The sequence below is a fragment of the Candidatus Merdisoma sp. JLR.KK011 genome, assembly GCF_036941125.1.
GTDB lineage: Bacteria > Bacillota > Clostridia > Lachnospirales > Lachnospiraceae > Laedolimicola.
This window is the reverse complement of sequence record NZ_JAYWSZ010000004.1, coordinates 1,173,392-1,199,417: the sequence shown is the minus strand read 5'-3', so window position 1 is coordinate 1,199,417 and position 26,026 is coordinate 1,173,392. Positions and strand designations below refer to the sequence as shown.

Annotated in this window: 19 protein-coding genes and 3 tRNA genes; 4 read left to right on the top strand and 18 right to left on the bottom strand. The window is 49.5% G+C overall.

What is annotated here, in order from left to right:
* Entirely contained in the window at nt 1-1,074 is a 1,074-nt protein-coding gene (locus VV089_RS19685; RefSeq protein ID WP_172543729.1) for a 6-phosphofructokinase, read from the bottom strand.
* A 189-nt stretch (nt 1,075-1,263) separates the two neighbouring features.
* Here VV089_RS19685 and VV089_RS19680 point away from each other — a divergent pair.
* The 4 genes from VV089_RS19680 to VV089_RS19665 all read left to right on the top strand — a co-directional run bounded on the left by VV089_RS19680 (nt 1,264) and on the right by VV089_RS19665 (nt 3,994).
* A tRNA-Ser gene (locus VV089_RS19680) sits at nt 1,264-1,352 on the top strand.
* A gap of 90 nt (nt 1,353-1,442) precedes the next feature.
* The gene (locus VV089_RS19675) at nt 1,443-2,675 is read left to right on the top strand and encodes a DUF4026 domain-containing protein (RefSeq protein WP_334337094.1); all 1,233 of its coding nucleotides are present in this window, start codon (nt 1,443-1,445) and stop codon (nt 2,673-2,675) included.
* Nucleotides 2,676-2,836: 161 nt separating this feature from the next.
* Nucleotides 2,837-3,106: a CD3324 family protein gene (locus VV089_RS19670; protein WP_334337093.1), complete on the top strand. Its 270-nt coding sequence runs from the start codon at nt 2,837-2,839 to the stop codon at nt 3,104-3,106.
* 114 nt (nt 3,107-3,220) lie between these two features.
* Nucleotides 3,221-3,994: an alpha/beta fold hydrolase gene (locus VV089_RS19665; RefSeq protein ID WP_334337092.1), complete on the top strand. Its 774-nt coding sequence runs from the start codon at nt 3,221-3,223 to the stop codon at nt 3,992-3,994.
* A 121-nt stretch (nt 3,995-4,115) separates the two neighbouring features.
* On the opposite strand, the gene VV089_RS19660 is transcribed toward VV089_RS19665, so the two are convergent.
* The 17 genes from VV089_RS19660 to VV089_RS19580 form a co-directional block, all read right to left on the bottom strand.
* On the bottom strand, nt 4,116-6,536 hold the full coding sequence (locus VV089_RS19660) for a hypothetical protein (protein ID WP_334337091.1): 2,421 nt from the start codon (nt 6,534-6,536) through the stop codon (nt 4,116-4,118).
* A 361-nt stretch (nt 6,537-6,897) separates the two neighbouring features.
* Nucleotides 6,898-8,979: an efflux RND transporter permease subunit gene (locus VV089_RS19655; protein ID WP_172542701.1), complete on the bottom strand. Its 2,082-nt coding sequence runs from the start codon at nt 8,977-8,979 to the stop codon at nt 6,898-6,900.
* 136 nt (nt 8,980-9,115) lie between these two features.
* Complete coding sequence (locus VV089_RS19650) at nt 9,116-9,673, bottom strand: HdeD family acid-resistance protein (protein WP_172542702.1); 558 nt, start codon at nt 9,671-9,673, stop codon at nt 9,116-9,118.
* Between the two features lie 166 nt (nt 9,674-9,839).
* Complete coding sequence (locus VV089_RS19645; protein ID WP_334337090.1) at nt 9,840-10,415, bottom strand: TetR/AcrR family transcriptional regulator; 576 nt, start codon at nt 10,413-10,415, stop codon at nt 9,840-9,842.
* A 128-nt stretch (nt 10,416-10,543) separates the two neighbouring features.
* Nucleotides 10,544-10,614, bottom strand: a tRNA-Gly gene (locus VV089_RS19640).
* Between the two features lie 24 nt (nt 10,615-10,638).
* Nucleotides 10,639-10,711 (bottom strand) — tRNA-Phe (locus VV089_RS19635).
* A gap of 162 nt (nt 10,712-10,873) precedes the next feature.
* Nucleotides 10,874-11,899, bottom strand: a complete 1,026-nt coding sequence (locus VV089_RS19630; protein WP_334337089.1) for an aldo/keto reductase — start codon at nt 11,897-11,899, stop codon at nt 10,874-10,876.
* Nucleotides 11,856-14,006 carry a glycoside hydrolase family 13 protein gene (locus tag VV089_RS19625; protein WP_334337088.1) on the bottom strand — a complete coding sequence of 717 codons (2,151 nt, stop codon included), beginning with the start codon at nt 14,004-14,006 and terminating at the stop codon, nt 11,856-11,858. The genes VV089_RS19630 and VV089_RS19625 overlap by 44 nt, the downstream gene beginning before the upstream one ends.
* Nucleotides 14,007-14,325: 319 nt before the next feature.
* On the bottom strand, nt 14,326-16,161 hold the full coding sequence (gene ftsH / locus VV089_RS19620) for an ATP-dependent zinc metalloprotease FtsH (RefSeq protein WP_172544072.1): 1,836 nt from the start codon (nt 16,159-16,161) through the stop codon (nt 14,326-14,328).
* Between the two features lie 89 nt (nt 16,162-16,250).
* The gene (gene hpt / locus VV089_RS19615) at nt 16,251-16,778 is read right to left on the bottom strand and encodes a hypoxanthine phosphoribosyltransferase (protein ID WP_172544071.1); all 528 of its coding nucleotides are present in this window, start codon (nt 16,776-16,778) and stop codon (nt 16,251-16,253) included.
* Nucleotides 16,741-18,171, bottom strand: coding sequence for a tRNA lysidine(34) synthetase TilS (gene tilS / locus VV089_RS19610; protein ID WP_334337087.1), 1,431 nt, complete (start codon nt 18,169-18,171; stop codon nt 16,741-16,743). The genes hpt and tilS overlap by 38 nt, the downstream gene beginning before the upstream one ends.
* 79 nt (nt 18,172-18,250) lie before the next feature.
* Complete coding sequence (locus VV089_RS19605; RefSeq protein WP_172470167.1) at nt 18,251-19,654, bottom strand: SpoIIE family protein phosphatase; 1,404 nt, start codon at nt 19,652-19,654, stop codon at nt 18,251-18,253.
* A 380-nt stretch (nt 19,655-20,034) separates the two neighbouring features.
* Nucleotides 20,035-22,206 carry a 1,3-beta-galactosyl-N-acetylhexosamine phosphorylase gene (gnpA, locus tag VV089_RS19600; RefSeq protein WP_172544069.1) on the bottom strand — a complete coding sequence of 724 codons (2,172 nt, stop codon included), beginning with the start codon at nt 22,204-22,206 and terminating at the stop codon, nt 20,035-20,037.
* 26 nt (nt 22,207-22,232) lie between these two features.
* On the bottom strand, nt 22,233-22,418 hold the full coding sequence (locus VV089_RS19595) for a DUF6903 family protein (RefSeq protein WP_172544068.1): 186 nt from the start codon (nt 22,416-22,418) through the stop codon (nt 22,233-22,235).
* Nucleotides 22,419-22,427: 9 nt separating this feature from the next.
* Nucleotides 22,428-23,315 carry a carbohydrate ABC transporter permease gene (locus VV089_RS19590; RefSeq protein ID WP_172544067.1) on the bottom strand — a complete coding sequence of 296 codons (888 nt, stop codon included), beginning with the start codon at nt 23,313-23,315 and terminating at the stop codon, nt 22,428-22,430.
* Nucleotides 23,316-23,327: 12 nt separating this feature from the next.
* A complete protein-coding gene (locus VV089_RS19585) occupies nt 23,328-24,215 on the bottom strand; it encodes a carbohydrate ABC transporter permease (protein WP_172544066.1) in 888 nt (295 codons plus the stop codon).
* 156 nt (nt 24,216-24,371) lie between these two features.
* Nucleotides 24,372-25,763, bottom strand: coding sequence for a carbohydrate ABC transporter substrate-binding protein (locus VV089_RS19580; protein WP_334337086.1), 1,392 nt, complete (start codon nt 25,761-25,763; stop codon nt 24,372-24,374).
* Nucleotides 25,764-26,026: the final 263 nt, after the last annotated feature.

The window sequence follows — 26,026 nt, the reverse complement described above, 5'->3', positions numbered from 1 at the left end:
TTAATCTCCAAAGCTGATTCCTATCATCTTGGCCTCTGCAATAATAGAGGAATTGGGATCAACAAATTTTAATTTTCCTGCAGATTCCTGCAATGGAATTCTCTTAGTCTCGTCACCTACAATACCAATCATGTATCCGTAATCATCCTCAACAATCGCCTGAGCCGCAGCCGCTCCCAGTCTTGTGGAAAGAACACGGTCATACGGGCAGGGGCTTCCGCCTCTCTGGGTATGTCCGGGAACCGTTACCCTTACCTCTGTTCCGAGACGTTTGCCGATCTGATCCGCTATCTCATAGGAAACGGTGGGATACTGATAAGTCTCCATAAACTTCTTCAATTCTTTCTTGGACATCTCTGCCCTTTCCTTGGGGATGGCTCCCTCTGCCACCGCAAGAATGGTGAATCCCTTTTTCTGCTTATTCCTTGCCTCGATGGCATCGCAGATACTGTCAATGCTGTAAGGAATCTCGGGAATCAGTATGATATCCGCTCCCCCTGCAATTCCCGCATGAAGCGTCAGCTGTCCTACCTTGTGTCCCATTACCTCTACGATGAAAACACGTCCGTGGGAAGCCGCCGTGGTATGGATACAGTCAATACAGTCGGTTGCAATATTTACCGCGCTCTGAAAGCCGAAGGTCATATCCGTAGCCCAGATATCGTTGTCAATAGTCTTTGGCATATGCAGGACATTCAGCCCTTCTTCCCTTAAAAGATTCGCAGACTTCTGGGTTCCGTTGCCTCCCAAAATCACCAGGCAGTCCAGACGCAGCTTGTGATAAGTCTGCTTCATGGCCTCTACCTTATCCAGACCCTTTTCATCCGGCACGCGCATCTGCTTAAATGCCTGTCTGGAGCTTCCTAAGATAGTTCCTCCCTTGGTAAGGATTCCAGAGAAATCTCTCGGGGTCAGCATACGGTAATTTCCGTAAATCAGACCCTTATACCCCTCCTCAAAGCCGTACAATTCTACCTCGTCCAGAGCATTGCATACGCCTTTTACGATTCCTCTCATGGTCGCATTGAGGGCCTGGCAGTCTCCGCCGCTGGTAAGCATTCCGATTCGTTTCATAAAGCACGCCTCCATCCTTTTATTTCAGATTTTCCTGGGTTTTCGCCCATGCAATACGTAAATTTTAACATAAATATGAATTTCTCACAAGGGAATAACTTGAAAAATCTGCGAGACCATATTATAATGTATTTACTGTCTCCGTTGTACAGGGTTAAAAATATGGACGTACTACGGACGCATACCCTTGGAGGAGTACCCAAGCGGCTGAAGGGTCTGGCTTCGAACACCAGTAGGTCGGTAGCACCGGCGCGAGGGTTCAAATCCCTCCTCCTCCGTTATCTTTAAAAAGGATTGCTGCAATCCGCAGAAATATTCTATGGATTTGCCGCAATCCTTTTTTATATAAAAAATCAGGAGGACTTCTTATGACCAAACCCAAATCCTATATGTTCGCTGTCCCTTCCCAACCCAGAGACATCGAGGAACCGGAACTCTTTCTGGAACGGCTCCGCACAACCGGCGCCTTCCAGCTCTTATCGGAGCGAATGGAGGAAGAAACACTGTATCTGGAAATCATCTACGAGGGCCAAAGCTATTCTGCAGAGATTTACCCCTCGGATTTCACCCTTCCGGAGCTTTACCGCTGCCAGCATCTCTTTCCGGATGTAGACGCAGAGGCTGTTCAGGCCGCCCAGTTCGGACTTGCCATAGAGATGGAGTTCGGCTCCGATCCCCTCGTTTCCTACCACCTGCAGTTAAAGCTGATCCATACCCTGCTGCCGGATGTCCTGGCCGTGCTGGATGACAGCTCAGAGAAGATCCTTTCGGGCCGCTGGGTGATTCTGGCCGCCCAGTCTACCGTCCCCCCTGCCCCGCGTTATCTCTTTACCGCCCAGGCAGTTTCCGGGGAAGACGACTGTGTCTGGCTTCACACCCACGGGCTTAACCGCTGCGGCCGTCCGGAGCTTGAGGTGCTCAATTCTACCAAGGAAACGTACCAGACCCATTACAATACTCTGGAAGCGCTGGCCTTAAGGCTGCTGGATGATGAGAACACTCCCGAATACAAAGCGCCCTTTTTCCTGGCCTATGTAGATCAAGGCGTTCCCCTTGTAGTGACACTCATTGATTGGGAGGAAGCCATTTCCTGCTACCCTCCGGACATGCTGGGCGGAAAAAACGACCGGGAGGAGGGGCACAATGAAGATACCTGCGCCATCTTCGTATACCCGAACCAGGAAAGCTTTGAGGAGGGAAAATACTCCTCTCTTGCCATTTATGACGATATCCTGAAGGAAAACCCCATCTATATGCTTTCTACTTCTGAGACGAACCGGATGAAGGCTTTGGCCGCAGAACGGATGGAATATTTCTTCCAGGCCTTCAAGGATAAGCACAACCACCTTCTGGCTAAGATCGGGCTGCTGGTAGACGAGCCCCATCGAACAGATTTCAGCGAACGGGAGCATATCTGGTTTGAAGTGACAGAGATAAAGAACGGCCGCATTACCGCAAAGCTTACACAGGAGCCTTACTATATCGAGGGACTTCACGAAGGACATGTGGGCACTTACAGTCCGGAAGAAATCACCGACTGGCTTATCTTTACACCGGAGCGCAGACTTACGCCGGATGACATCTATATTCTGTCTCTTTGACCGCAAGAGGGGCTGCTTCCAAATATAGCGAAAGGAAGGTTTGACAAATGGGAACAACAATTTGTGCATAGCAAAGGCTGTTGCATAATCATTAAAAACATATTATAACCGCAAATGACAACAGCCTTTGCTAATCCTAAGATATTTTCAGGAGGCGCAAAGTGAGCTGTCAAAATTCAATCGATTTACTGCCAAAAGAGTTATTAGAGCAAATACAAAAATATGTTGATGGTAAAACCATATATATCCCTAAAAAGAGTGAAAACAAAAAGCATTGGGGAGATAATACCGATACAAAGCAGTTTTTAGCTTCTCGGAATTGCCAGATATGTTCCGATTTCCAAAACGGAATGAGCATCAGGCAGTTAGCAGAAAAGTATTATTTATCCGAAAAAACGATTCAGCGGATCGTAAAACAAAATAGTCTATAAGCAAGAGTGCGCTATGCTTTGTTCATGGCGCATTTTTATTTACAGAAAGAATATAAGGTTTTATATCTGTTTTTACATTGTTACAATGAATGAAAACGCAGGAGGAATGAAAGAATGGCATTTTTCAGATATGGGCAAAAAAACATTTATTATGAGGAAATCGGGGAGGGGCTGCCTGTTGTTTTATTGCATGGAGATACCGCCTCATCAAAGATGTTTGAACCTATCATACCTTTGTATGCAGATAGCTTCAAAGTGATTCTTATGGATTTTCTTGGGAACGGACGTTCTGACAGGATAGAGGCGTTCCCATCGGACTTATGGTATTCACAGGCCCAGCAGGTCATAGCGCTTTTGGAATATTTAGATTGCGGAAAAGTGAATCTGATAGGTACGAGCGGCGGAGCGTGGGTTGCTGTTAACACGGCATTAGAGCGTCCGGATCTTGTGTATAAGGTCATTGCCGACAGCTTTGACGGGAGGACGCTTCCAAATGATTTTTCAGAAAATCTTCTAAAAGAGAGAACAGCCGCAAAAACCGACGATTTTTCCAGACAGTTTTATGAATGGTGTCAAGGAGAAGATTGGGAAACAGTTGTTGACCTTAATACAAAAGCGTTGGCAGAATGTGCGGATTCCAAACTGCCTTTATTCCATAAGCCTTTAGAAACGCTCGCAGCGCCGATACTGTTTGTCGGAAGCACGGAAGATACCATGTGCCGCAAAGATCTTGCAGAGGAGTATCAGCAAATGGAGCAGCTTGTATCAAAGGGCAAAACCTTTCTATTTCCAACAGGCAGTCATCCTGCTATACTTACAAATGCAGAGAAATTCGCTGATATTGTAAAAGATTTCTTTGATTCCTATGTTCCCAAGGCGTTTCCGTAATATCAGCAATCATTTTTTCTGTAAAGAACCTTTTATCGTCGTCACAAGCGGCAGAGATTTCTCCCTGCCGCCTGGCTGTTTATATAATGATTTTTCCATTAATTGGTTTCACACTTTTTTATTACTTCTCGATACCCGCGGTTTTATAAATAAATCTTACGTTTCCTTCCGCCTCGTCGGAGATTCCGGCGAAGGAGCGGTATGCCCTGGCTGCGCTCTTGACGCCTTCGAAGCGGTCGGACAGCTCTTGAAGATCTCCGTTAAACTTATCTGTCAGCTTCTGTATGCCCTCGTCATTAAATTCAATCGTTCCGTCCTTCAATTCCTCAGAACCGTCTCTCAGCTCTTCTACGCCGTCCCGAAGCTCCTGACCGCCGTCTTTGAGTTCGCCCGTTCCGTCTCTTAATTCGCCTGTTCCGTCTTTCAGTTCTTTTGCTCCGTCTTTAAGTTTCCCTGCCCCGTCGCTAAGGGCGTCAATGCCGGAATTTAAGGCCGGTGCGTTTTTCATCAGCTCCTGTACGCCTGCATAGATCTGATCCACGCCCTGGGTGTAGCTCCCCACGCCCATGTAAACCTGGTATGCTCCCTCTAAAAGCTGCAGGGTGGACTTTGTCATCTCTATCAATTGCAGCTTTTGCTTTAGCTGTTCTGCTGCCGCAGCCGCCTGGGCGTTCCCTGCCTGGGAGGACTGAACCAGCACGGCTTCCTTCTCGCAGACCTCTGCCCTGGGTTCTTCCTGGCCGCTTTCTTCCTGGCCGGGTTCTTCCTGACTGCTTTCTCCCGCTTCCTTCTGGCCGGACTGCACCTGGGTGTCCTCCTGGTCTGCTGTCTCCTGAGACGCTTCATCCGTGGCAGGCTCCTGCTCCGCTGGATCCTTCACTGCCGGCTCCTGGGATGTTGGCTCCTGGGATTCCTGCTTCTGGCTGTTGTTTCCCTCGGAAGTGCTTTCGCTTTGAACCGGCTGCTGTTTTGTTTCCCCAGGCTCTTCCTGGGGCTTTGTCTCCTCCCTCTCCGTTTCGGCAGAGAGTGCCTCATTTTCTACCGCTTCTTTCTGCACTGTCTGGCCCTCTGCCGGCGCTTCGCTCTTCTCTTCCTTTTGCTCTTCCTCTATGGCTTCCTCTGCCAGAAGCTCCTCCGCCGGAATCTGGGATGTCACGTTTGGGATCTGCGCTTTCAGATTCTCTGCCAGAACATTCAGCTTTCCTATCGCCGCCTCAATCTCTGCACAGAACTGCTCCGGGGTCTTTCCCGAAGGATCCAGGGTCGGAACGCCGTATGCCGAAAAGCCTGCAAGCTGTGCATTTGCCAGCTTTAGGAGTCCCTCATATACGGCCTTTGCTCCCCCGTTCAGTTTCTCATTGTTCTGGGTAAGCTCCTGGAGCCCAGCCGACAACTGCTTCACGCCGGCAAAGAGCGCTCCGGCTCCGTTCTTCAGCGTTCCGATTCCGTCGTACAGTTCTCCGGCCCCGTCACGCAGCTCTCTGGCTCCGTCATTCAGTTTCTGTGCCCCTTCGTCCAGCTCGTCAATCCCGTCTGTCAGCTCGCCGGTTCCGTCATACAGCTCCAGCACGCCGTCGTAAAGCTCTGCCGTCCCGTCCATCAGCTCGTTCATGGCGTCCTGCAGTTCCTCCATATCCGCCGACAAATCATCCATTTTTTCCTGGGTATCCATATCCATGTCTCCAAAAATCTCATTGGACGCAACAGTCAGCGTGGCTGCCAGCTCAAAGTCTGTCACATCTGCCGTCAGTTCTACATAATCAGGAATATCCAGCTCTTCTACATCAAAATCCTCACTGCCGATATCCAGATTGTCTTTCAGCCCCGGCATTGCATAGCCCATTACGATGGTACGCTCTCCGTCATTGATAACCTTTCCGTTGGATACCTGGATGTTCCGGAAGTTCTCATTGTCAAGAACCAGGCTGGTCATCACTACGAAAGGCACATAAAGCTGCTCCTCCTTCTCTCCCACAGCCACGGTTTCCTTCTGCCGGTTCGTGTAATCAAAACGGATTGCCACCTTTCCGCTTTTGCCTGCCAGTTCCTCGGGAGAAATGGTTCTGCCGTTTAACTGATAAGCGACCTTCAAATCGATGGGGAGCTCCTTCTCTATGCTGCCCTGATAATAAATATCATTGCCTGCGGCATCCCATACGCCCAAAGAGCCTTCCTTTTGTTCAAAGCCCTCGGTGCCCTTTACATTGGTGATATTCGTAAGCTCTGTGACATCCTCCAGGGTTTCCTTTCCCATGGCATTTTTCAGCCAGTCACTGACAATCAGCTTTTCGGGGGAGCCGTCTGCATTTGCAATCACATAGACGGTTTCCTCCTTGGCAAGCTGCCCTCTGTCCTCATCTGACAATTCTGCTTCTATTGTTTTTATCTCCGGCTTGGGATTTTCCGCTGCTGACAAAGCGGTTTTCCAGATCCGGCTTTCAGCCTCCTTTGCCTGTGCCGGAATCTGTATGCCTCCGACCGCAAGCAGCGCGGCCATTGTGATCGAGATGCCCTTTTTCCATTCATTCTGTAATTTTTTCATTTTAAACCTCCTATTCCAGTTCCGTAATATCCCTCTCAGTACACTGGTCTGAAATCCATTTCCAGCCACAAACCCATGTGTCTGGAAATGGATTTGTGCACTGAGAGGGATATTACTGTTTTTAAGTCGCTGCGCGACAGCACTAAAGGGTAAAGCTGCTTCGACACACCGGTAATGAGAGAAACTTTTATTCGAAAAAGCACTCATAAAAGTTCCTCTCGTGCGCCTTTGCAGCTTTACCGTCCAGCAGAAATTATTTTTCAAAAACACTTGACATTTCTTAGCTGGACAATTCTAAGTCGCTGCGCGACAACACTATTAGTCTCATAACATTCTTTGATGTTACTGATTCCACAAACTCTTAAGCTGACTTTTTCGGCCGGAAGCCGGCGCTGGTTGCACAAATCAATCTATCAAATACCAGGAACATGGCCGGAAGGATGAAAGCTACCGCCAGAAGGCTTACAATCGCCCCCCTTGCCATCAATGCGCAGAGAGAACGTATCATATCCACATCCGAGTACACCGCCACGCCCAGGGTTGCAGCAAAGAACCCCAAAGCGCTGACAATTACCGACGGCAGAGAAGTTTCCAGAGCCGTGGAAATGGCTCCCACCCTGTCCTGCCCCATGAACCGCTCCCGTTTGTACCGGGTTGTCATCAGTATCGCATAGTCCACCGTCGCCCCAAGCTGAATGGTGCTGATACAGATGGGTGCGATAAACGGCAGGGACGTTCCTGTAAAATGGGGAATCCCCAGGTTGATAAAGATGGCAAATTCTATCACTGCCACCAGAATCACCGGCAGGGAAATGCTTTTGAGCACTGCCGCAATTATTACGAAAATCGCAATAATGGAAATGGTATTCACCACCTGGAAATCCCGGTCTGTAATCTCAATCAAGTCCTTCGTGCAGGGCGCTTCCCCAATCAGCATTCCGGTCTCGTCATATTTCTTCATAATCTCTTGAAGCTTTGTAATCTGCATGTTTACCTCGTCGGTAGCCGTACTGTACTTAGACTGTATCAGCAGAAGCTTCCAGTTTTCGCTCTCCAGCTCCTCCCGTGCTTTATCCGGTATCATCTCATCCGGAATTCTGGAGCCGATAGCGGAATCCATGCCCAGGGCAAATTCCACGCCCTCCACTTCCTTCATTTCGGCCACCATGTTTTTCACATCCTTGGCCGAGACATTTTTATCAAGGAGTACCATATGGGTAGCTCCTGCGGAAAATTCATCCTCCAGCTTGTTTGTAGCCTGCACATAGCCCATGTACTCCGGCAGGGAGCCGCCCAGGTTGTAGTAAACCTCGCCGCCCGCCTTGTTGTAGCCGTAATAGGATACGGGAAGAACCAGCACAAACAGAATCAGAAAAACCGGATAGCGCTTCACTACAAATCTTACAATCTTCCCGAAATCCGGCATCAAAGGCCGGTGCCTTGTCTTTTCAATGAATCTGTCAAGAACCAGAATCATGGAGGGCAGAATGGTTACGCAGCCAAGAACACCGAACACTACGCCCTTTGCCATTACAAGCCCCAGATCCAGGCCTAAGGTATAGCTCATAAAGCAGAGTGCGATGAAGCCTGCCACGGTTGTAATAGAGCTTCCTACTACCGAAGTAATGGTTGCTTTGATGGCATGAGCCATGGCCCGTTTTTTATCCCCTTCAAACCGCTCCTGCTGCTCCACGTAGCTGTGCCACAGGAAAATGGAGTAGTCCATGGTCACCGCCAGCTGGAGCACTGCCGCCAGAGCTTGGGTCAGAAAGGATATTTCTCCAAAAAAGATATTTGTTCCCATGTTCAAAAGAATTGCCATTCCGATACTGATTAGGAAAATGACCGGCAGAGCCAGGCTGTCCAGAAAGGCTGTCATTACAACGCTGGAAAGCACCACTGCCAGAACCACATAGATAACCTCCTCACGTTCGCAGAGCTCCTTCAAGTCCGCTACCATGGCCGTCATACCGGATACAAAGCACTGTTCTCCCGCCAGCTCTTTAATCTGCGCCGCTGCGTCCAGGGTTTCGTCCGCCGAGGTCGATGTCTCAAAGAAAACCGCCATCATGGTCGCATTTCCCGAATTGAAGATATCATAGTATTCGTCCGGCAGAATCTCCATGGGAACGGAAAGATCCATAAAGCTGTCATACCACAGTACGGTAGCTACGTGATCCACTTCTTCGATCCGCTCCCTAAGCTCTGCCACTTCCTTATCTTCCATTCCCTCTATGATAACGAAAGAAAATGCCCCTTTTCCAAACTCATCCATCAAAATGTCCTGGCCTATCATTGTCTCAATGTCACCTGGCAGATAAGTGAGCATATCGTAATTGATCCGTGTGGCCGCCATTCCCAGGGCCGACGGAATCATCAGCGCCAGTGTAAGAATCAAAATGGGGATGCGAAGCTTTACAACCCCTTTTCCAAATTTAATCATAACGTTCTCCATTCCAGTTCCGCAATGTTCCTCCCACTACACCTTAGGAAATCAATTTCCAGTCACAGAACCATGTGTCTGTAAATTGATTTGTGCACTGTGAGGAACACTGCTGTTTTCCAGTTCCGCAATGTCCTTATTTTTTTCTGTGCTGATTTTTTGTCTTGACGGTATATACCGCCACATACAAGTTCAGCAGCCCTTCCGTCAGGAGCGTAATTCCCAGAAGCACTATGGCCCCGGCAATTCCAGCATTTCCGAAGGGGTCTATGATAATCAGCAGCCCCAGAATGCTGGCAAACGCAGCCGCACCTCCAATCAGCCACCACTGTTTCAGTCCGAAGCGTCTGGCGTCTATGGCTGTCTGGATCTTTAAAAGGCCGTCCGTCATAACGATAATGCCCAAGACCAGATTGAAAAACCGCAGAAAACTGCCGCTGCGAAACATCATCAGACTTCCGATAATCACTGCCAGAATCCCTCCCGCCAGGTCAAACTGAAAAGCCAGCCGGTACAAATCCTCCGACAGATAACCGCATATTTTAAACACTCCGCACACTGCCAGCAAAAAACCAATTCCCTTACAGATAACCTCCGCCGAAATCTCCGGACAAAGAATCAACAAGATGCCAGCCATACAAAAAGCCACAGATGACGCCGCATAACCTCCCTTTGCAATCCGAACAGTTGTCATTTTTTTCACTCCCTTCTCTTTACAATCTCTATTGTAGTCAAAAGCCCTCTCCCTTGAAACGGGCAAACAAAAAGCAGTGTATGAAATCCATACACCGCTTTCCTATTAACCAAAATTCAGACACATGGGCTTATCTGCCTAAAACGCCCATGCTCCCCCAATGCTTTTACTGCTTTTTCCTTCCGGCTCTCTGACGGCCTTTTTCCATGGCCGACGCAATACTTCCTTTCAGCAAAGCTCCCAGGCTTCGAATCATCTGTTCCGGATCCGCCTTCATACCTTCTCCCACCCAGGCCATCACCATTCCTGACAGGCCGCATTTATAAAAATCGATGATCAGCTCACGGTCAGGCTCCGGCACATCCCGGGTGACGCTAAGCCCCTCCGCCAGACGTCTGACAACCTCCTGCGCAATGCTGTTCAGATAACGCTCCAGCTCCTCCCGGCTGACAGAATTGTAAATATGGTAAATCGCCCGTTTGTTGCTAAGGGCAAAACGGGCCGCTTCAATAAAGCCCTCCTCCAAGGACTGCACATCTGCGTTCTTTGCAGCCACGCGCTCCACCTCCCCGTCAATCACAAAGGTCAGCAAGGCGCGGATATCCTCAAAATGATAGTAAAAGGTATTGCGGTTGATTCCGCAGCTGTCTACAATCTCCTTTACCGTTATCTTATCCAGCGGCTTCTCGTTCAGAAGCTCCAGAAACGCCTCGACGATTGCTTTTTTTGTAAATTGAGCCATAGAAAAAACTCCCTTTCCTTCCATTGCTTTTGATTATAGCGGATTTTTTTTCGCTTTTCAAGAAATGCTGCCGGTCAGTTTATGTACCTCTTAGGATTACCGGCACGATGCTTTTTACAAAAAAATAAAGCGGGTGATGGGAATCGAACCCACGTGTCCAGCTTGGAAGGCTGGTGTTCTACCATTGAACTACACCCGCATAATACAAATATGAAACTTTCAATGCCCAGAACCGGAATCGAACCAGTGACACGAGGATTTTCAGTCCTCTGCTCTACCAACTGAGCTATCTGGGCAGATAACATCTGTTGTGCGACACTCTTTCACAACAGATGTTATTTTACACGATTACTAATTATTTGTCAACATTTTTTTGACAGCCTGCCTTCCGGCCGTGTCTTACAACATTTTTAAAAGGAGCCGCTCTATTTTGCAGCCGCTTCAAAACCCGGCAGTTTCTACAGCTTCACACGCCCGGCCAGAATTTCTTTGTAATCCGCATAATTTTTCTCCAAAAGCGCAGGCGTATCCAGTCCAAAGGGGCATTTCTTTTTGCATGCGCCGCAATGCCTGCACTCCTCCACCTTCTTCATCTTCGCCTGCACCTCCGGCGTCAGCTGAAGCTCTGAGGGCGAGCGCCGGATAAGCTGGGACATCCTGGCGCAGGTATTAATCTCAATCCCCACAGGGCAGGGCATACAGTAGCCGCAGGCCCGGCAGAAATCAAGCCCCAGCTCTTCCTTGTCCCTGGCAATCTGCTCCTTGATCTCCTCCGTCATGCCGGGAGGATTCTCTATGTAAGAGAGGAACTCGTCAAGCTCCTTTTCCTTTTGAATTCCCCAGATAGGAAGCACATGATCAAACTGAGCCAAAAATGCATAGGCAGCGGCAGAATTCGTCAACAGCCCGCCGGACAGCCCCTTCATGGCAATAAAGCCCATCTCTGCTTTTTTACACTTCTCCACAAGCTTTAGCTCATGCTCTGTGGCAAGATAACAGAAGGGAAACTGCAGGGTTTCATACAGTCCGCTGTCAATGGCCTCATGGGCTGTCTTAAGACGGTGGTTTGTAATTCCGATATGGCGGATCTTCCCCTGTTCCTTTGCTTCCAGCATAGCCTCATACAGTCCGCTTCCGTCTCCCGGCTTCGGGCAAAAAGGCGGATTGTGGAACTGATACAGATCCACATACTCTGTCTGAAGATTCTTAAGGGACAGCTCCAGATCCTTCCAAAACTCCTCAGCCGTCTGAGCCATGGTTTTCGTTGCAAGATAGATCTGATCCCTTACTCCGGCGAATGCTTCCCCCAGCTTTTCTTCACTGTCCGTATAAAATCTGGCCGTATCAAAGAAGTTCATACCGCCTTTGCGGGCTCTTCTTAAAAGGGACACTGCATCCTCCATACCGATTCTCTGAACCGGCAGCGCTCCGAAACCGTTTTTATGAGCCTCGATTCCTGTTTTTCCAAGTACTACCTTTAACATACTGCCTTCTCCTTGCAAACCATTTTCTTTTTTTCTTTTTCGGCTGCACGCTCTCTTTCTTTACCGCCTTGCGCGTGCGCAGTACCGCTGCCGAGAAAGGAGGCAGGAAAATCTCAATGGCCCCGTCAGACACAAGATAGCAGGCGTTCTCTGTGGTGAAACCGTCCTCCACCGACAGAATCAGCCGCTCCATCAAGACCCCGTCAAACACCTCGCCAATCCAGACAGGAACCGAAACCTTCTGTCCTTCCTCGTTATTATTGACCACAACAAGAACCTGGCTGCCCTTGGCAAACCGGATCATGCCGATAATTCCGTGAAGCGCCAGAACAATCTTCCCCGAACCCGTCCGACAGGCCTGGTTCTCCTTATGAATCCGAATCATTTCCTTATGAAATGCTATCAGCTCATGATCCTCCCTGCCCCAGGGATAAGTCCTCCTGTTATCCGGATCTGTAAAACCGCACAGCCCCGCTTCATCTCCATAATAAAGCGTAGGCGCACCGGACCATATCATCTGCAGGGCTACAGCCTCCCGGAACACGGCTTTTGAAATTCCAAGGGACGCATCCTCCGAGCTGCGGCTTCCCAGCCGCCCTTCCATATGGCTGGTTCTGGTCAGAAACCGGGAATGATCGTGGTTGGAAAGCTGGTTCATTGCAATCAGAAACGACGGTCCGTAAAAAGCACGTATATTTTCTCTTAATGCTCCAAGAAGCGCATGCTCATTATTCAGCAGATCCGCCCGGAAATACTCGCTGTGTTTCTCCATTCCCGTGAGAAACCAGGTAAGCGGCTCCATAAAAGAGTCGTAGTTCATAACGGAATCCCACTCTTCTCCCTTCAGCCACGCCGAAGCGTCTCCATAGTGCTCCGCATAAATCACGGCTTCCGAATTGGCCTCCTTAACGCTGCTGCGGAATTCCTTCCAGAAATCGTGGTTGTAATCTTCTTTAAGCCCCAGATCCGCCGCCACATCCAGCCGCCATCCGTCTACCGAATAAGGCGGAGACACCCATTTCCTGGCAATATTCATAATATATTCCCGAAGCTCCGGCGACGTCTCGTAAGCAAGCTTGGGAAGCGTCTTGTGCCCCCACCATCCGTCATAATATTCATTATAGGGCCACTCATGCTCATTGTTAAACCGGAAAAAATCACGGTAAGAGCTCACCTCTGATACGTAAGCTCCCTCCTCATAATCTCCGCTGCTCTCATACAGCCGTTCCCGATCCAGCCATTTATTGAAGGAACCGCAGTGATTGAACACGCCGTCCAGCAGAATCCGTATGCCGCGCTTGTGTACTTCTTCCACAAAATGAATAAAAAATTCATTGCTGGCCTCCAGGTTTTCCCTGTTTACCACGCGCTGGATATACCGTCCGGCCTTCCGGTTATCCTGCTCTCCCTGGGGAAGCAGATCTCCTCCGTCCTTCTTGATCACTGTAAAATGAGGATCGATATAATCATAGTCCTGGCAGTCATACTTGTGGTTGGAAGGAGATACGAATATGGGATTCATATAAATCACTTCCACACCCAGATCCACCAGATAATCCAGCTTATCCAGAATCCCCTGGAGATCCCCCCCGTAAAAGGAGCGTACATCCATGACATTCGGACATTGATTCCAGTCCTCCACCTTCTCTACCTGCTGGCCGATATAACTGTACTCCCCTGTCAATACGTCGTTAGAGGGGTCGCCGTTGCAGAACCGGTCTACGTAGATCTGGTACATCACCGCTCCCTTTGCCCAGTCCGGCGTAAAAAAGCCCGGAACAATCCCAAAGGAATATACGCTCTGGAGCTCCTCTGTAATTCCACGCTTATTGTAAAACACGCGTTCCTCTCCGGAACGAATCTCAAAATAGTAAAGCATCCTGCGGGTTCCCACACGCAGCTGAATCCGATAGTAGTCAAACCTCTCGTTTGACTGATATTTTTTCATGGGCAGACGGTTTCCCTTGCTAATCAGATATACGGCATCTACATTATCCTTCGCTGTGCGGAAAACAACGGTTGCCACATCTCCTGGATTGACCTCCATGGGAATCCGGTACTGGCTTGTTTCGTCCGAAAAAAGTGCGTCTCTGTTAATCTTACTCATCTTCTTTCTCTCCCTTGGATCTATTTTATAATACACTGCTGTAGATTACAAGATAGTTTTTTGTCTTATAAATAGGTCGTAAATAGGCAGTAAAAAAGACAGCCGTTACGTCCTGCTGTCTTTTTTAGGAGAAGGTATTTCTTTTACTTATGGGGTGTAGCAAAAACTATATAATGTATTGGGGGTTTTACAAGTATTATTATAGCACAGTTCTCAAATAAGTGTGCACAAACTTAACAAAAATTGCATGTCGTTTTTGTAAGGTTTTCACAAAAGAATTCCGTCATAATGACGGAATTCCCTGATTTCAATCCTGCTCCTATGAATCAAAAAGCGGACTGTCCTTATCCTTCTCAAAGAGAGCCTCGAATTCTTCCCGTGTAATCCGCTCTTTCTCAAGCAGAAGCTGCGCAGTCTCATCAAGCACTTTGCGGTGAGCCAGAATAATATCCTTCGCTTTCTGATAGCACTCATCGACAATGCGCTTAATTTCCATATCAATCTTACTGGCAACAGCCTCTCCGTATCCCTTCGTATGGCCGAAGTCCCTTCCGATAAAGACCTCCTCATCAGAATCATAATTTACAAGGCCCAGGCTCTCCGACATTCCGTACTTGGTCACCATAGCCCTCGCTACGCCGGTAGCCTGCTTGATGTCCTGGGAAGCGCCTGTGGTAATGTCGTCAAAAATCAGCTCCTCCGCAATCCGTCCCCCCAATGAAACCTGGATGTCCTGCAGCATTTTTCCCTTGGTATTGAACATATCGTCCCGTTCCGGAAGAGGCATGGTATAGCCTGCTGCCCCCATGCCCGTAGGAATAATGGATACCGTGTAGACCGGCCCCACATCCGGAAGCACATGGAACAAAATCGCATGGCCCGCCTCATGGTATGCGGTAATCCGCTTCTCCTTTTCGGAAACCACCCGGCTTTTCTTCTCCGCGCCGATTCCCACCTTTACAAAGGACTTGCGGATATCGCTCTGGAGGATGTACTGCCGATCCTCCTTGGCCGCAAAGATCGCCGCCTCATTCATCAGATTCTCCAGATCTGCGCCAGTCATTCCCGCCGTAGTCTGGGCTACCTGCTTTAAGTCCACATCCTCCGCCAGGGGCTTATCCTTGGCATGCACATGCAGAATCTCCTCGCGGCCCTTTACATCCGGCCTGCCTACCATAATCTTCCGGTCAAAACGTCCCGGACGCAGGATAGCCGGATCCAGAATATCCACCCGGTTGGTAGCCGCCATCACAATAATTCCTTCGTTTGCGCCGAAGCCGTCCATCTCCACCAGAAGCTGGTTCAAGGTCTGTTCCCGCTCGTCGTGGCCGCCGCCCATGCCGCTGCCCCGGCGTCTGGCCACCGCGTCAATCTCGTCAATAAACACAATACAGGGGTGATTGCGTATGGCATCCGCAAACAAATCCCTCACTCTGGAGGCTCCCACGCCTACGAACATCTCCACAAAGTCCGAACCGGAAATGCTGAAAAACGGCACGCCTGCCTCTCCGGCCACCGCCTTGGCAAGCAGCGTCTTACCCGTTCCTGGAGGCCCCTCCAGCAATACACCCTTGGGAATCCTGGCTCCTACCTTGATGTATTTTTGAGGCATCTTCAAAAAGTCTACGATTTCACGAAGGTCTTCCTTTTCCTCTTGAAGCCCCGCCACATCCTTAAAGGTGGTATGGATCTGCTCCTGGGTCGTCATCCTGGCCCGGCTTCTTCCGAAATCCATCATACGACTGTTGCCGCCGCCAGACTGCCTGTTCATCAGCATCATCATGGCAAACACCACCACAACCGCCACCAGAAGCGGAACTCCAAGGCTCTGAAGCCAGCCCTGGCCTCTTACATTATCATAGGCTACCGGAATACCCGCCTCCTGAAGCAGCCTCCCGGCCTCTGCCGTATCCGGAACGTTGACCTTTGCGGTTGTTCCGCTCACCCTTATCAGCTCCACGACTCCCGTAGGCGCCGCCTCATTCTGGATAATCACAGCCCGCTCTACAATTCCCGATTCAATGTCCTCTTGAAACTGGGTATATGTGTACAGGTTCTGCATCTCCGCTCTCTTTGCAAATTCAGATACAAAAAACAAGAGCACCATTAAAAGGATTAGATAAAAAAATGATACCTTGTATGTTCTGTTGTTCAATATGCTTCCTCCTATTCCAGTCTTATTCCAGTTCCGTAAAGGGTAAAGCCTCCTCGGCTTTACCGTCCAGCCTCATAATGTCCTGCTGTTTAATCTACAAATTCTATTATACCGATATAGGGAAGATTCCGATATCTCTGATCATAGTCAAGACCGTATCCTACCACAAACTCATCGGGAATCTGGAAGCCGGTGTACTTCACCTCCACGTCCACCACCCGGCGGGAAGGCTTATCCAGAAGGGTGCAGATTGTCATACTTCTTGGATTTCTCTGCCCCAGAAGCTTCACCAGATGATTCAGCGTGCGTCCGGAATCAATGATATCCTCCACAATAATCACATTCTTTCCCTGTAAAGGTTCATCCAGATCCTTGCTCAAACGCACAACGCCGCTGGACTTCGTCTCTGCTCCATAGCTGGAAACCTGCATAAAGTCTATTGTCACCGGAAGGGTAATCCGCTTTGCCAGCTCGCACACAAAAAAGATACTTCCCTTCAGAATGCAGATCAAATGTACCTCCTGACCGGCAAAATCTTCGCTGATCTTCTGTCCCAGCTCCTGGATCTTTGCATCCACCTCATCCTCCGGTATCATAATACGGACCTTCTCTGCCATTTTCCTCTCCTCCACCTATCTGTACTTTTAAAATCTGTCTCGTATCTTCCGTCACTTTAAATCCTTCACTGATACGCATGCCCGGAATCCATATCACATGACTTCCGTCTGCCAGAAGAAAAAGCTCGTCACGTTCTCTGACCGGAACCTTCTGATCTATCAGATAATCCTTCAGCTTCTTCCTTCCGTGGTTCCGGTTTATCTCAAGATAGTCCCCCGGCCTGCGCCTGCGAATCACCGGATAATTTTCTATTTTATCATAATCAAACCATTTCGTATATGTTTTTTCCGGAATTATTTGAATTTTTTGTGCTTTTTCCAGGAAAAAAAGCCATTTTTTCTCTTTCACCGTACAGACGCCCGGAATCTGGGGACAAAACTCCGTCTCCATGTCTGTCTCTCTTTTCGGCTCTTCCCTGCCAAGCCCTACGCCCTCATATTCCCGCAGAGCCCTGCGCCCTCCCGGCAGGCTTAAGCTGCTTCCTGTCTGCTTATCAAATAAGCTCTTCACCAAACCAATGTGATTCCGCTCCACATCCTTTAGTCCGCCCTCCAGCTCTCCCAGACAGCGCCGTATCACCCGGTCTGCCAGCAGCGGCGAAAGCTCCCCAAAGGGCTTCTCCAGAATCAGGCGCTTCTCTTCCTCACGGCATACAGCCATGGCGTATGCCTTACCTGTCTCCTCCTCCAGATAACGCTCAATCTCTGACAGCTCTTCTGCCGTCCGAAGCATATGGCGCACCGCCCCTTCGTTGATCTGTTCCCTGGCACAGGGCAGAATGGTATGGCGGATCCGGTTCCTGGTATAAGCCTCCTCCAGATTGGTACTGTCCGTACACCAGGGAATCCTTCTCTCGCGAAGCCATTCCAGAATCTCCTGCCGCTCCACGCAGAGCAGAGGGCGGATGATGCCGTTCCTCTCCGGCTCCATACCCGCAAGCCCCCGGATTCCCGTCCCCCGGAAAAGATGGAACAGCATGGTCTCCGCCTGGTCGTCTCCATGATGGCCTACGGCTATCCGGCTGCAGCCGGTTCTGTTGGCTTCCTCCCGAAAGACCTCATAGCGGCATATTCTTCCCGCCTCCTCAAGAGTCAGCTTCTCCTTCAAAGCCCTTTCCTGCACTTTACGGGAAACACATTCCAGGGGAACCCCCCGTTCCCCACAGAACTTTTCCACAAACCGCTGATCCCGCAGAGCTTCCTCTCCACGAATGCCATGATTTACATGAACTGCCGTCACTTCAAAATCCAGCTCTGCCTTTAATTCCAGCAGTACCAAAAGCAGGCATACGGAATCAGGTCCTCCCGATACGCCTGCCAGAACCCGATCCTTTGGCCGTATAAGCTGTTTCTCTCTGACAAATGCGCCGATCTTTGAAAGCACCCTCTCCATACACCTCGCTTTTCCTCCTGCCCGGGCAGAAATACTTATTCACAGTATACAGGCGTTTTCCCCAAAAAGTCAACATTTCTTAATACTTTACCAGGGATACGGCCATTACCGTCATATCGTCGGCAGGCTGCTTATCCTGATACTGCTGCACCCGTCCCAGTATGTAAGATGCCAGCTCTTTTGGATTCTCCGTATCATGCTCCATAATAATATCTTTCATCAAAGCCTCCTGGCATTCCGCCGGAAGCGCATCCAGCACCCCGTCCGTTACCATGATCACCATATCCCCGTCGTATAGCTTTTTACTTGAGGAATCCGGATCCAGCTTGTGGAATACCCCGGCCGGAAGGCTGGTGGAGGAAATGGTCTCCACCCAGTTTTCCCGCCGGATAAAGGTAGTTGACGCCCCCACCTTCAAAAATTCACAGATTCCCGTATACAAGTCCAGCGAGCTGATATCTATCGTCGAAAATACCTGTTCATCAGATCCCACGATCAAGGCGGAATTAATCATGCGCACCGCCGTCTCCTTGGTAAAGCCTGCTTCCAGAAACTGTTCCAGCAGATCGATGACTCGTTCACTCTCCTTGTAGGCGGTCATTCCCGATCCCATCCCGTCGGACAGTGCGGCGACAAACTGCCCTTCCCTGCAGTGATACAGGGAAAAATTATCTCCCGATACTTCCTCCTCTTCCTTTACCGCCTTTTCAATCCCGTAAAGCACCTCAAAGTTTGTCCTCTCCACAAACTGGACGGTAATCCGCTCGCTTCCCACAAATGCCCGGCTGTCCCGGGCAGGCATCATGGATTTTTTCATCATCTTGGACAGGACAGAGGCCACGTCCTTCACCGCCACACAGCGCCTGCGCCTGGTATTTACCATCAGATAGACCTCCTGGCGCTTATTTTCCTGCTGATATACCAATACTCCGTGAACGGAAAGCCCCATACTGCGGAGCTTCTTTTTCAAACGGGTCTCCAGGCTCTCATCTGTCTGAGTGTCCCAGGCATATTCTATGGTGTCCGTCATAATCTGGGCCATCTCATTTAACTGCACGGCCACTGCCGCCCGGTTTTCCTCCAGCTTTGTGTGAAAAAGCAGATTCATTTTTGATGGCATGTCCAATACGGCTGCTCCGTCTGCGCCTTCCACCATCATTTCTTTTGACAAAGATCTGCCGGAAAAGCTGTCGGCCAGACTGTGAAATGCCGACTCATACTCTCGTACTCTTACCCTGGCCGGATGAAGAGGCCCGTCCTCCTCTTCCATGGGAAGGGGCGTCAGAAGCCACTCCATCATGCTGCCGCAGATAACGGTAAGGGAACATACCAAAAGCCCCTGGGCCGCTCCCAGCATTATGGCAAACTCCCCTTCCACCTGCAGCAATCCCACGCCAATCTGCATTGCGGCTACACAGCCGCCCGCAATCACACCGTAAAGCCAGGCATAGTGCCCTGTTTTACGTTCTTCTTCCTGTTTCATATCCTCACATCCTCCATTTTAGTTCCGTAACATTCTCCTGCAGCACCTTCCTGAGATCAATTTCCGGTCACAAAAACATGTGCCCGTAAATCGATCTGTGCTTCAGTAGAATGTTACTGATTCCAGTTCCGTAACATTCTCCCACTGCGCCAGAAAAATGTTACTGATTCCAGTTTTGCACTTCTTCATCCTCTGTGTGTGTCTGTGTAGTTGTGCATTATAGAGGAGAGAAATTACTTTTTTTGTCAAACCGAGGAGATGATTTTAAGAAATTTCAGACAAAATCGGACATAGAATCCGTTTAGAAAAGCTGTCACCAGGGTAACAGCTTTTCTCGTATGCTTCATGGCATAACCTTTATTTATTTCCTCTATCTTCACCTAAATCTCATACCACCGGATCTCATTTGCCTCCAAATCCAGTGCGAAGCTGCTTTTATCCCCTTTATAGACAACGGTGCTCTGAGGCTCATATGTATTATTCACCACACAGAACTTTCCGTTCTTTACATAGGCATGGACGTCCACATTGTAATTCTCCGAAAACCAGTTCTTAAGAAGCTCCTCGCTCCCGGCGCTCCACAGAATCGCTCTGTGGAGAATCCGGCTGTTTTCAAAGCTGTAAGGAAGTCCGGAGATATAAACCGTGCGCCCCAATCCGCAGGTATTCACCGCCATCTGAACCTCTTTCTCCCTCTGAACCAGAACTTTTGTTCCATCCAGGGCATACATGCATTTCTTTCCTTCCCCGAAGTCAACCTCTCCCGGACAATCCTCCAGAATAAAATGATCCCGATGCTCTTCCCAGTTATATTTATCATAACCAAAAGTAAAGCCTGTCTCCTTCTCTACCCCGAGAGCCGCTGCAAGCTGAATGTAACGCCCCTGATACTGATGTCCGGAGGGCTCGCCCACGCCGATAAATCCGCCGCCGTTATAAATAAACCCATGTATCGCAGCCGTAATCCTGGGGTCTTCCCACATGTATCCGCCCGTATGGGCCGTATCCCCGTCACCTACATTAATCAGCACGTCAATGTCTTTCAAAACCTCCGGATTCTCCCGAATCTCCTCAAAGGAGAGGAATACTACCTCATAGGGTGCGCCGGACAGCGCTTCAATCACGCCGGCATAGCTGTAATTCTGCTTCTGGTAGAGGGCATGATGCACCATATGGCAGCCCCAGGAACGCATACGTCCCCAGCAGTTCAAAACTCCCACCTTTTTATAGCAGAAGCCCTCCGCGCCTTTGATGTTCTCATACAGCTCCCGGAATTCGTTACACACGCTTTCCACATAATCGATAAACTCCGGAAACTGGCAGGCCAGCTTTAAGTAGCCCCCATAGCCAATCCGGTCAATGGGCTTTCTAAGAATCGCCCTTCTGGCCGTCACCCAGTTTTCCTTTGCCTCCTTTACCGGATCGCCGCCCTCGTGGAAGGTATCCGGGAAAAAGTAGGGCAGAAAACGCCCTTCCGTATAGCGGACGCCCTGGATATCGGAGATCAGACGCAGGGTCATTCCGTTCCCCACGCTCCCCACAACAGAGTCCAGACCGATTGTCTTGAACTCGTCCATAAAAGGCTCTGTGCCAATCCAGTGATCTCCCAGGAACATCATTGCTTCCTTCCCCAGCTCATGGGTCAGATCCACCATTTCCTTTACCAGGGCCGCCACCTCTCTGCGCTGGAAAGCCACAAAGTCCTGATACTCCTTGGAGGGAATGCGGTACTGATTGTTGTAATAGCCTTGGTCAATGATATACTCCGGCCGGAAGGGATATCCAGCCTCCTTCTCAAACTGCTCCAGAATATAGGGCGAAACGGATGCGGAATATCCGTACCAATCCACATACTTCTCCCTCTTCAGCTCGTCAAAAACCAATGTGAACTGGTGGAAAAATGTAGTATACCGGATGACGTCCACATAAGGATGTTCCTTCACAAACCTTTTCAGCCGTTCCATGGTGTAGGCACGTGTCTTAGGCTGACGCACGTCAAAGGTAATCTGGTGCTCAAAATCCTTCCAGTCATTAACCACCGCATTGTACATATGCACCGGGTCCCAGATCAAATAAGCCAGGAAGCTGACTGTATACTCATGATAGGGAACCGGATTCGGCAGAACCACGCAGCCCTCCTCCTCGCAGTAATCCCATTCCAGGGGAGAGACCGGCTGTCCGGCGGTACGGTCCATCACCTCCCACCAGCGCTTCCTGTCATCCCGGGTATTTACCATCAGAAGCTCCCTGCTGATGCCGGACATCAGGGGAATGGACAAAGCCTCCTCCTGCGCCATGTGGAATCCCGTCATAATATAGCATTGCTGGACTTCCTCCGGATGCGCTTTGGCCCACGCATTATCCTTGCGGGTCGTGTAATAGGTGGAATACACCTTGGCGTCCACGGACTTCAGCCCTTCCGGATAGTCCGTCCCGTCGCAGTCCCGGATGGCATCGGCTCCCCAGCGCTCCAAAAGCTCCAGGGTGGCAGGAACCACATCCACATCTGTGGGTATCGTTACCCTGCCTCTGTTCTTATCTTGGTTGCTCATCTTACATACCTCGTCTATTCTTGTCCTTAATCAAAGCCCTTATTGTAAATCAGCAAAGCAGCCAGAAGCAGCACCAGGCCTACAAGCATCAGCACCAGGCCTGTCATTTTTCCCGTCATCTTCCATCCGACCACAACCAGAACCATCCCGATTATAAAAAATAATGCAATCAATGTCATGCGCAAGCTTGCATGCTCTTTCCAATAATTCATATTCCCACCTTATCCTTTCAGTCCGCCCAGAGTCATACCCTGTGTAAGCTTCTTCTGCACGCAGATATAAAGTATCAGTGTGGGCAGCATAACCAGTACCAGGCCCGCATAGAGCTGGCCGTACTGGGTCGCCGCCTGCTGCGCCTGTGTGAGCTGCATCAAACCTACAGGAAGCGTCTTCGCCCCCTTGGGATCTGCCAGCAGCGTCATGGCGATGATGTACTCATTCCAAAAGGACAGGAAATTGAACAAAATCACCGTCACGATAGACGGCTGGGCCATGGGGAAAATAATCCGCACCATGGTTGAAAAATATCCTGCTCCATCTATGTAGGCCGCCTCCTCAAAATCATGGGGAAGCGTTGCAAAATAGCTGGATAAAAGATAGATGGTAAAGGGAAGGGCCGTTGCCGCATATACCACAGCCAGTATAAAAATATTGTTCAAAAAGAACCCGCTGCCGATCATTCCCTTCAAGAACTTATCTCCGTCCACCAGCATAAGGAAGATTGGCACAACAATGTAATTCACATTGATGAACAAGCCCCCCATAAACAATGCGTTCAGAAACTTACGCCCTTTAAACTCAAAGCGTGACAGGGCATAGGACGCCGGCAGCGCAACGGCCAGAAGTATCACAAGCGCCAAAGCCGTCACAATCACGGAGTTCAGCATAAACTCGCCCATCCGCGCCTTACTCCAGGCATCCGCAAAGTTCTGAAGATAAACGCCGGCAGGCAGCGCCCAGGGATTACCGTAGAATTCGCTGTTCTGCTTGATGGAGGCCATGAATACCCAGGCCACCGGAACAATGATGGTAACGGCCAGCAGAATAAGCGCCAGGTAAATAAACACTTTATATAAAGTCTCGCCCGATGATTTCTTTGTTTGTTCCATTCCAATCCCCCCTTAAAATTCCAATGGCTCGCGCTTTGTAACCACGTTCACCAGCGCCGACAATCCAAAGGAAAACAGAAATACCATCACGCCGATGGCCATGCCGTAACCGTAGGTGGAATTGGTGTAAGCCTGCTTATACATATAGGAAAGCGCAACCTCCGAAGCACCGTTGGGTCCTCCCGAGGTCATGGCCTTGACGAACAGAAACGCCATGTTAATCGTACTGATAATGAAAAAGGTCAGCGTGGTACGGATATTCGTCCAGATAAGCGGAAGCGTAATCTGGAAGAACTGGGTCAGCCGTCCGGCGCCGTCCAGGCTGGCGCTCTCATAGAGGCTCTGGGGAACGCTGGCCATAGACGCCATATACATGACCATATAATATCCGATGGCCTGCCACACCATGGCAATGATCAGGCTGACCATAACCATGCCCTCTCCCTTCCAGAGAACCGCCACTGTCTCTCCCTTAAACAGGGACAGAAGGCTGTTCAAAGTTCCGTTGTTTGTATCGTATATGGCGCTGAAAATTGCCGAGATAACTACTACAGACAAAATATTCGGGATGTAAAAAATAATCCGGAAAAAATTCTGCCCCTTAATCTTTTCTCTTGATAAAATTGCGGCAAAGATCAGTGCAAGCCCAAAGGTAACCACAGTCACCACTACAATCAGCAGAATGGTATTCTGCATAGAACGGATAAAATTAGAATCCGCCATCAGCCGGGAAAAATTCTGCAGCCACACGAACTCCTCCGTGGTAGAATACGCGCTCCGAACAAACAGAGACATTCTGAAGATATTCATGGTCGGAATAAGCATAAAAACAGTAAATAAAATTACTGCCGCCGCCAGACACAGAAAAATAAATCTGCTGCGGCCCGATCGTTTCGTCATTGCCATAACCCCTTTCCGGTCAACCGCAGTCCCTGCCTGCGATCTCCTTTTAAAAAAACGGCGGCGGAGTCCGAGTCCGCACCGCCGTTTCTTCATTCACTTGTAATTCTCTTTTGAAAGGTATTTGTCCAGATATCTGAACCCTTATCGAAAAGCTTACTGCATCAGATTCGCTCTCATCTGATCGCTTGCGCTCTTGATGCCCTCAACCCACTCATCCTGTTTCATGGTTCCGGAAACAAGAGAGTTCACCGGGTCAAACCATACGGTACGGTTGTCCAGACCCTCAATGGGGCTGAATGCCGCAAAGTTACCCATAGCAGCCTTTGCGCCGTTGTCGTAGATGGCATAAAACATCTTGTTGTCTCCCTCCAGCTTATCAGCAATTCCGAGAACCGGCTGAATAGCATTCTTTGCAGCGAAGATCTCACAAGCCTTGTCACTGTACAGGAAAGCGATAAACTGCTTTGCAGCATCCTGATTTACTGCGCCGCCGGGAATCCATGCCTGCTCAAACCAAGTGTAGCTGTAGCCGTCTCCGCCTGCAGTAACAGCCGGAAGAGCCGTCATGCCCCACTGGAAGCCTTCTGCACGGGGAGCCTCTGCCATCTCGCCTACAATCCAGGTACCATTGGGCATAAACAGAGCCTTGTTGTCCAGTACAAGCTGCTGATTCTTGGTGAAATCCTGGTCATTCGCCTGTGCCGGTGTGGTGGGTTCTGTGTAGGTAGCCAGCTTTGCTACGATATCAAAGCAGGTCTTTGCTTCCTCTGTGTCCCAGATGCCCTCTTCATAGCTGGTTGCCTTATTAAAGAAGTCAGCTCCGCCTACGGAGTACATCAAAGCGTAGAAGAATGCGTCAAAATATCCGGTTGTAGGATATGTAAACAGGGAGATTCCCTCTGCCTTAGCCTTGTCGCCCAGGGCCCACATCTCATCCCAGGTCGCAGGTACCGTCCAGCCCTTCTCCTCGAACAGGCCCGCATTGTAGAACAGTCCGCAGGGAGAGTAGAACATCGGCGCCAGATAAGTCTTGCCGTCGCCGTAAGGATTGGTCAGGGCAGTCTCCGTAAAGCCGCCTGCAATCTTATCGCCTACCACCTTGTCCTCGCCCGGAACGGTCATGGACAGTACATCTGTAATATCAACAATATTCTTGTCCTTAATGAAGGTCTCTGTCAGAGCGTCCTCACGTCCGGTTGCCAGGTGAATCACATCCGGGAAATCTCCGGCCTTCATGGAAGAACCGATTACATCCTCCAGATTCTTGTCTGTGATGAGCTCTACCGCAATACCGGTCTCAGCCGTAAATGCGTCGCAGACCTCCTGCCACATCTCGCTGCCGTAAGCAGTCTCAATAGCCGCAACCTTGATGGTTCCGCCCGCTGCCGGTTCTGCTGCTTCTTCTCCGCCCTCTGCCGGAGCTTCACTCTGCCCGCTGTCCTCTGCCGGCGCCTCAGCTGCAGGCGCATCAGTCTTTCCTCCGCAGCCGGCAAGCATAGAAGCTGTCAAAGCTGTTGCAAGAAGGATACTAATTACCTTTTTCATAACTTCTTACCTCCTAGTAAAAAAATGAATAAAAATGATTGTGTTACTTATGAGCCAAGTATAACAGCATCCCCTTTTATTTCCAACCCCTATGTTGCTTACTTTTTTATACATCTTGCTTATTTTAGATATTTCCTTTATTTTTAACATTAATTATACTTTTTTCTTATACAAGATAACGAATTATTTTAACATCATCTTTCACTATCTTGACTATTTGAATATTTTTTTATTTTCTTTCTTGTGATACCGGGAATATTGCA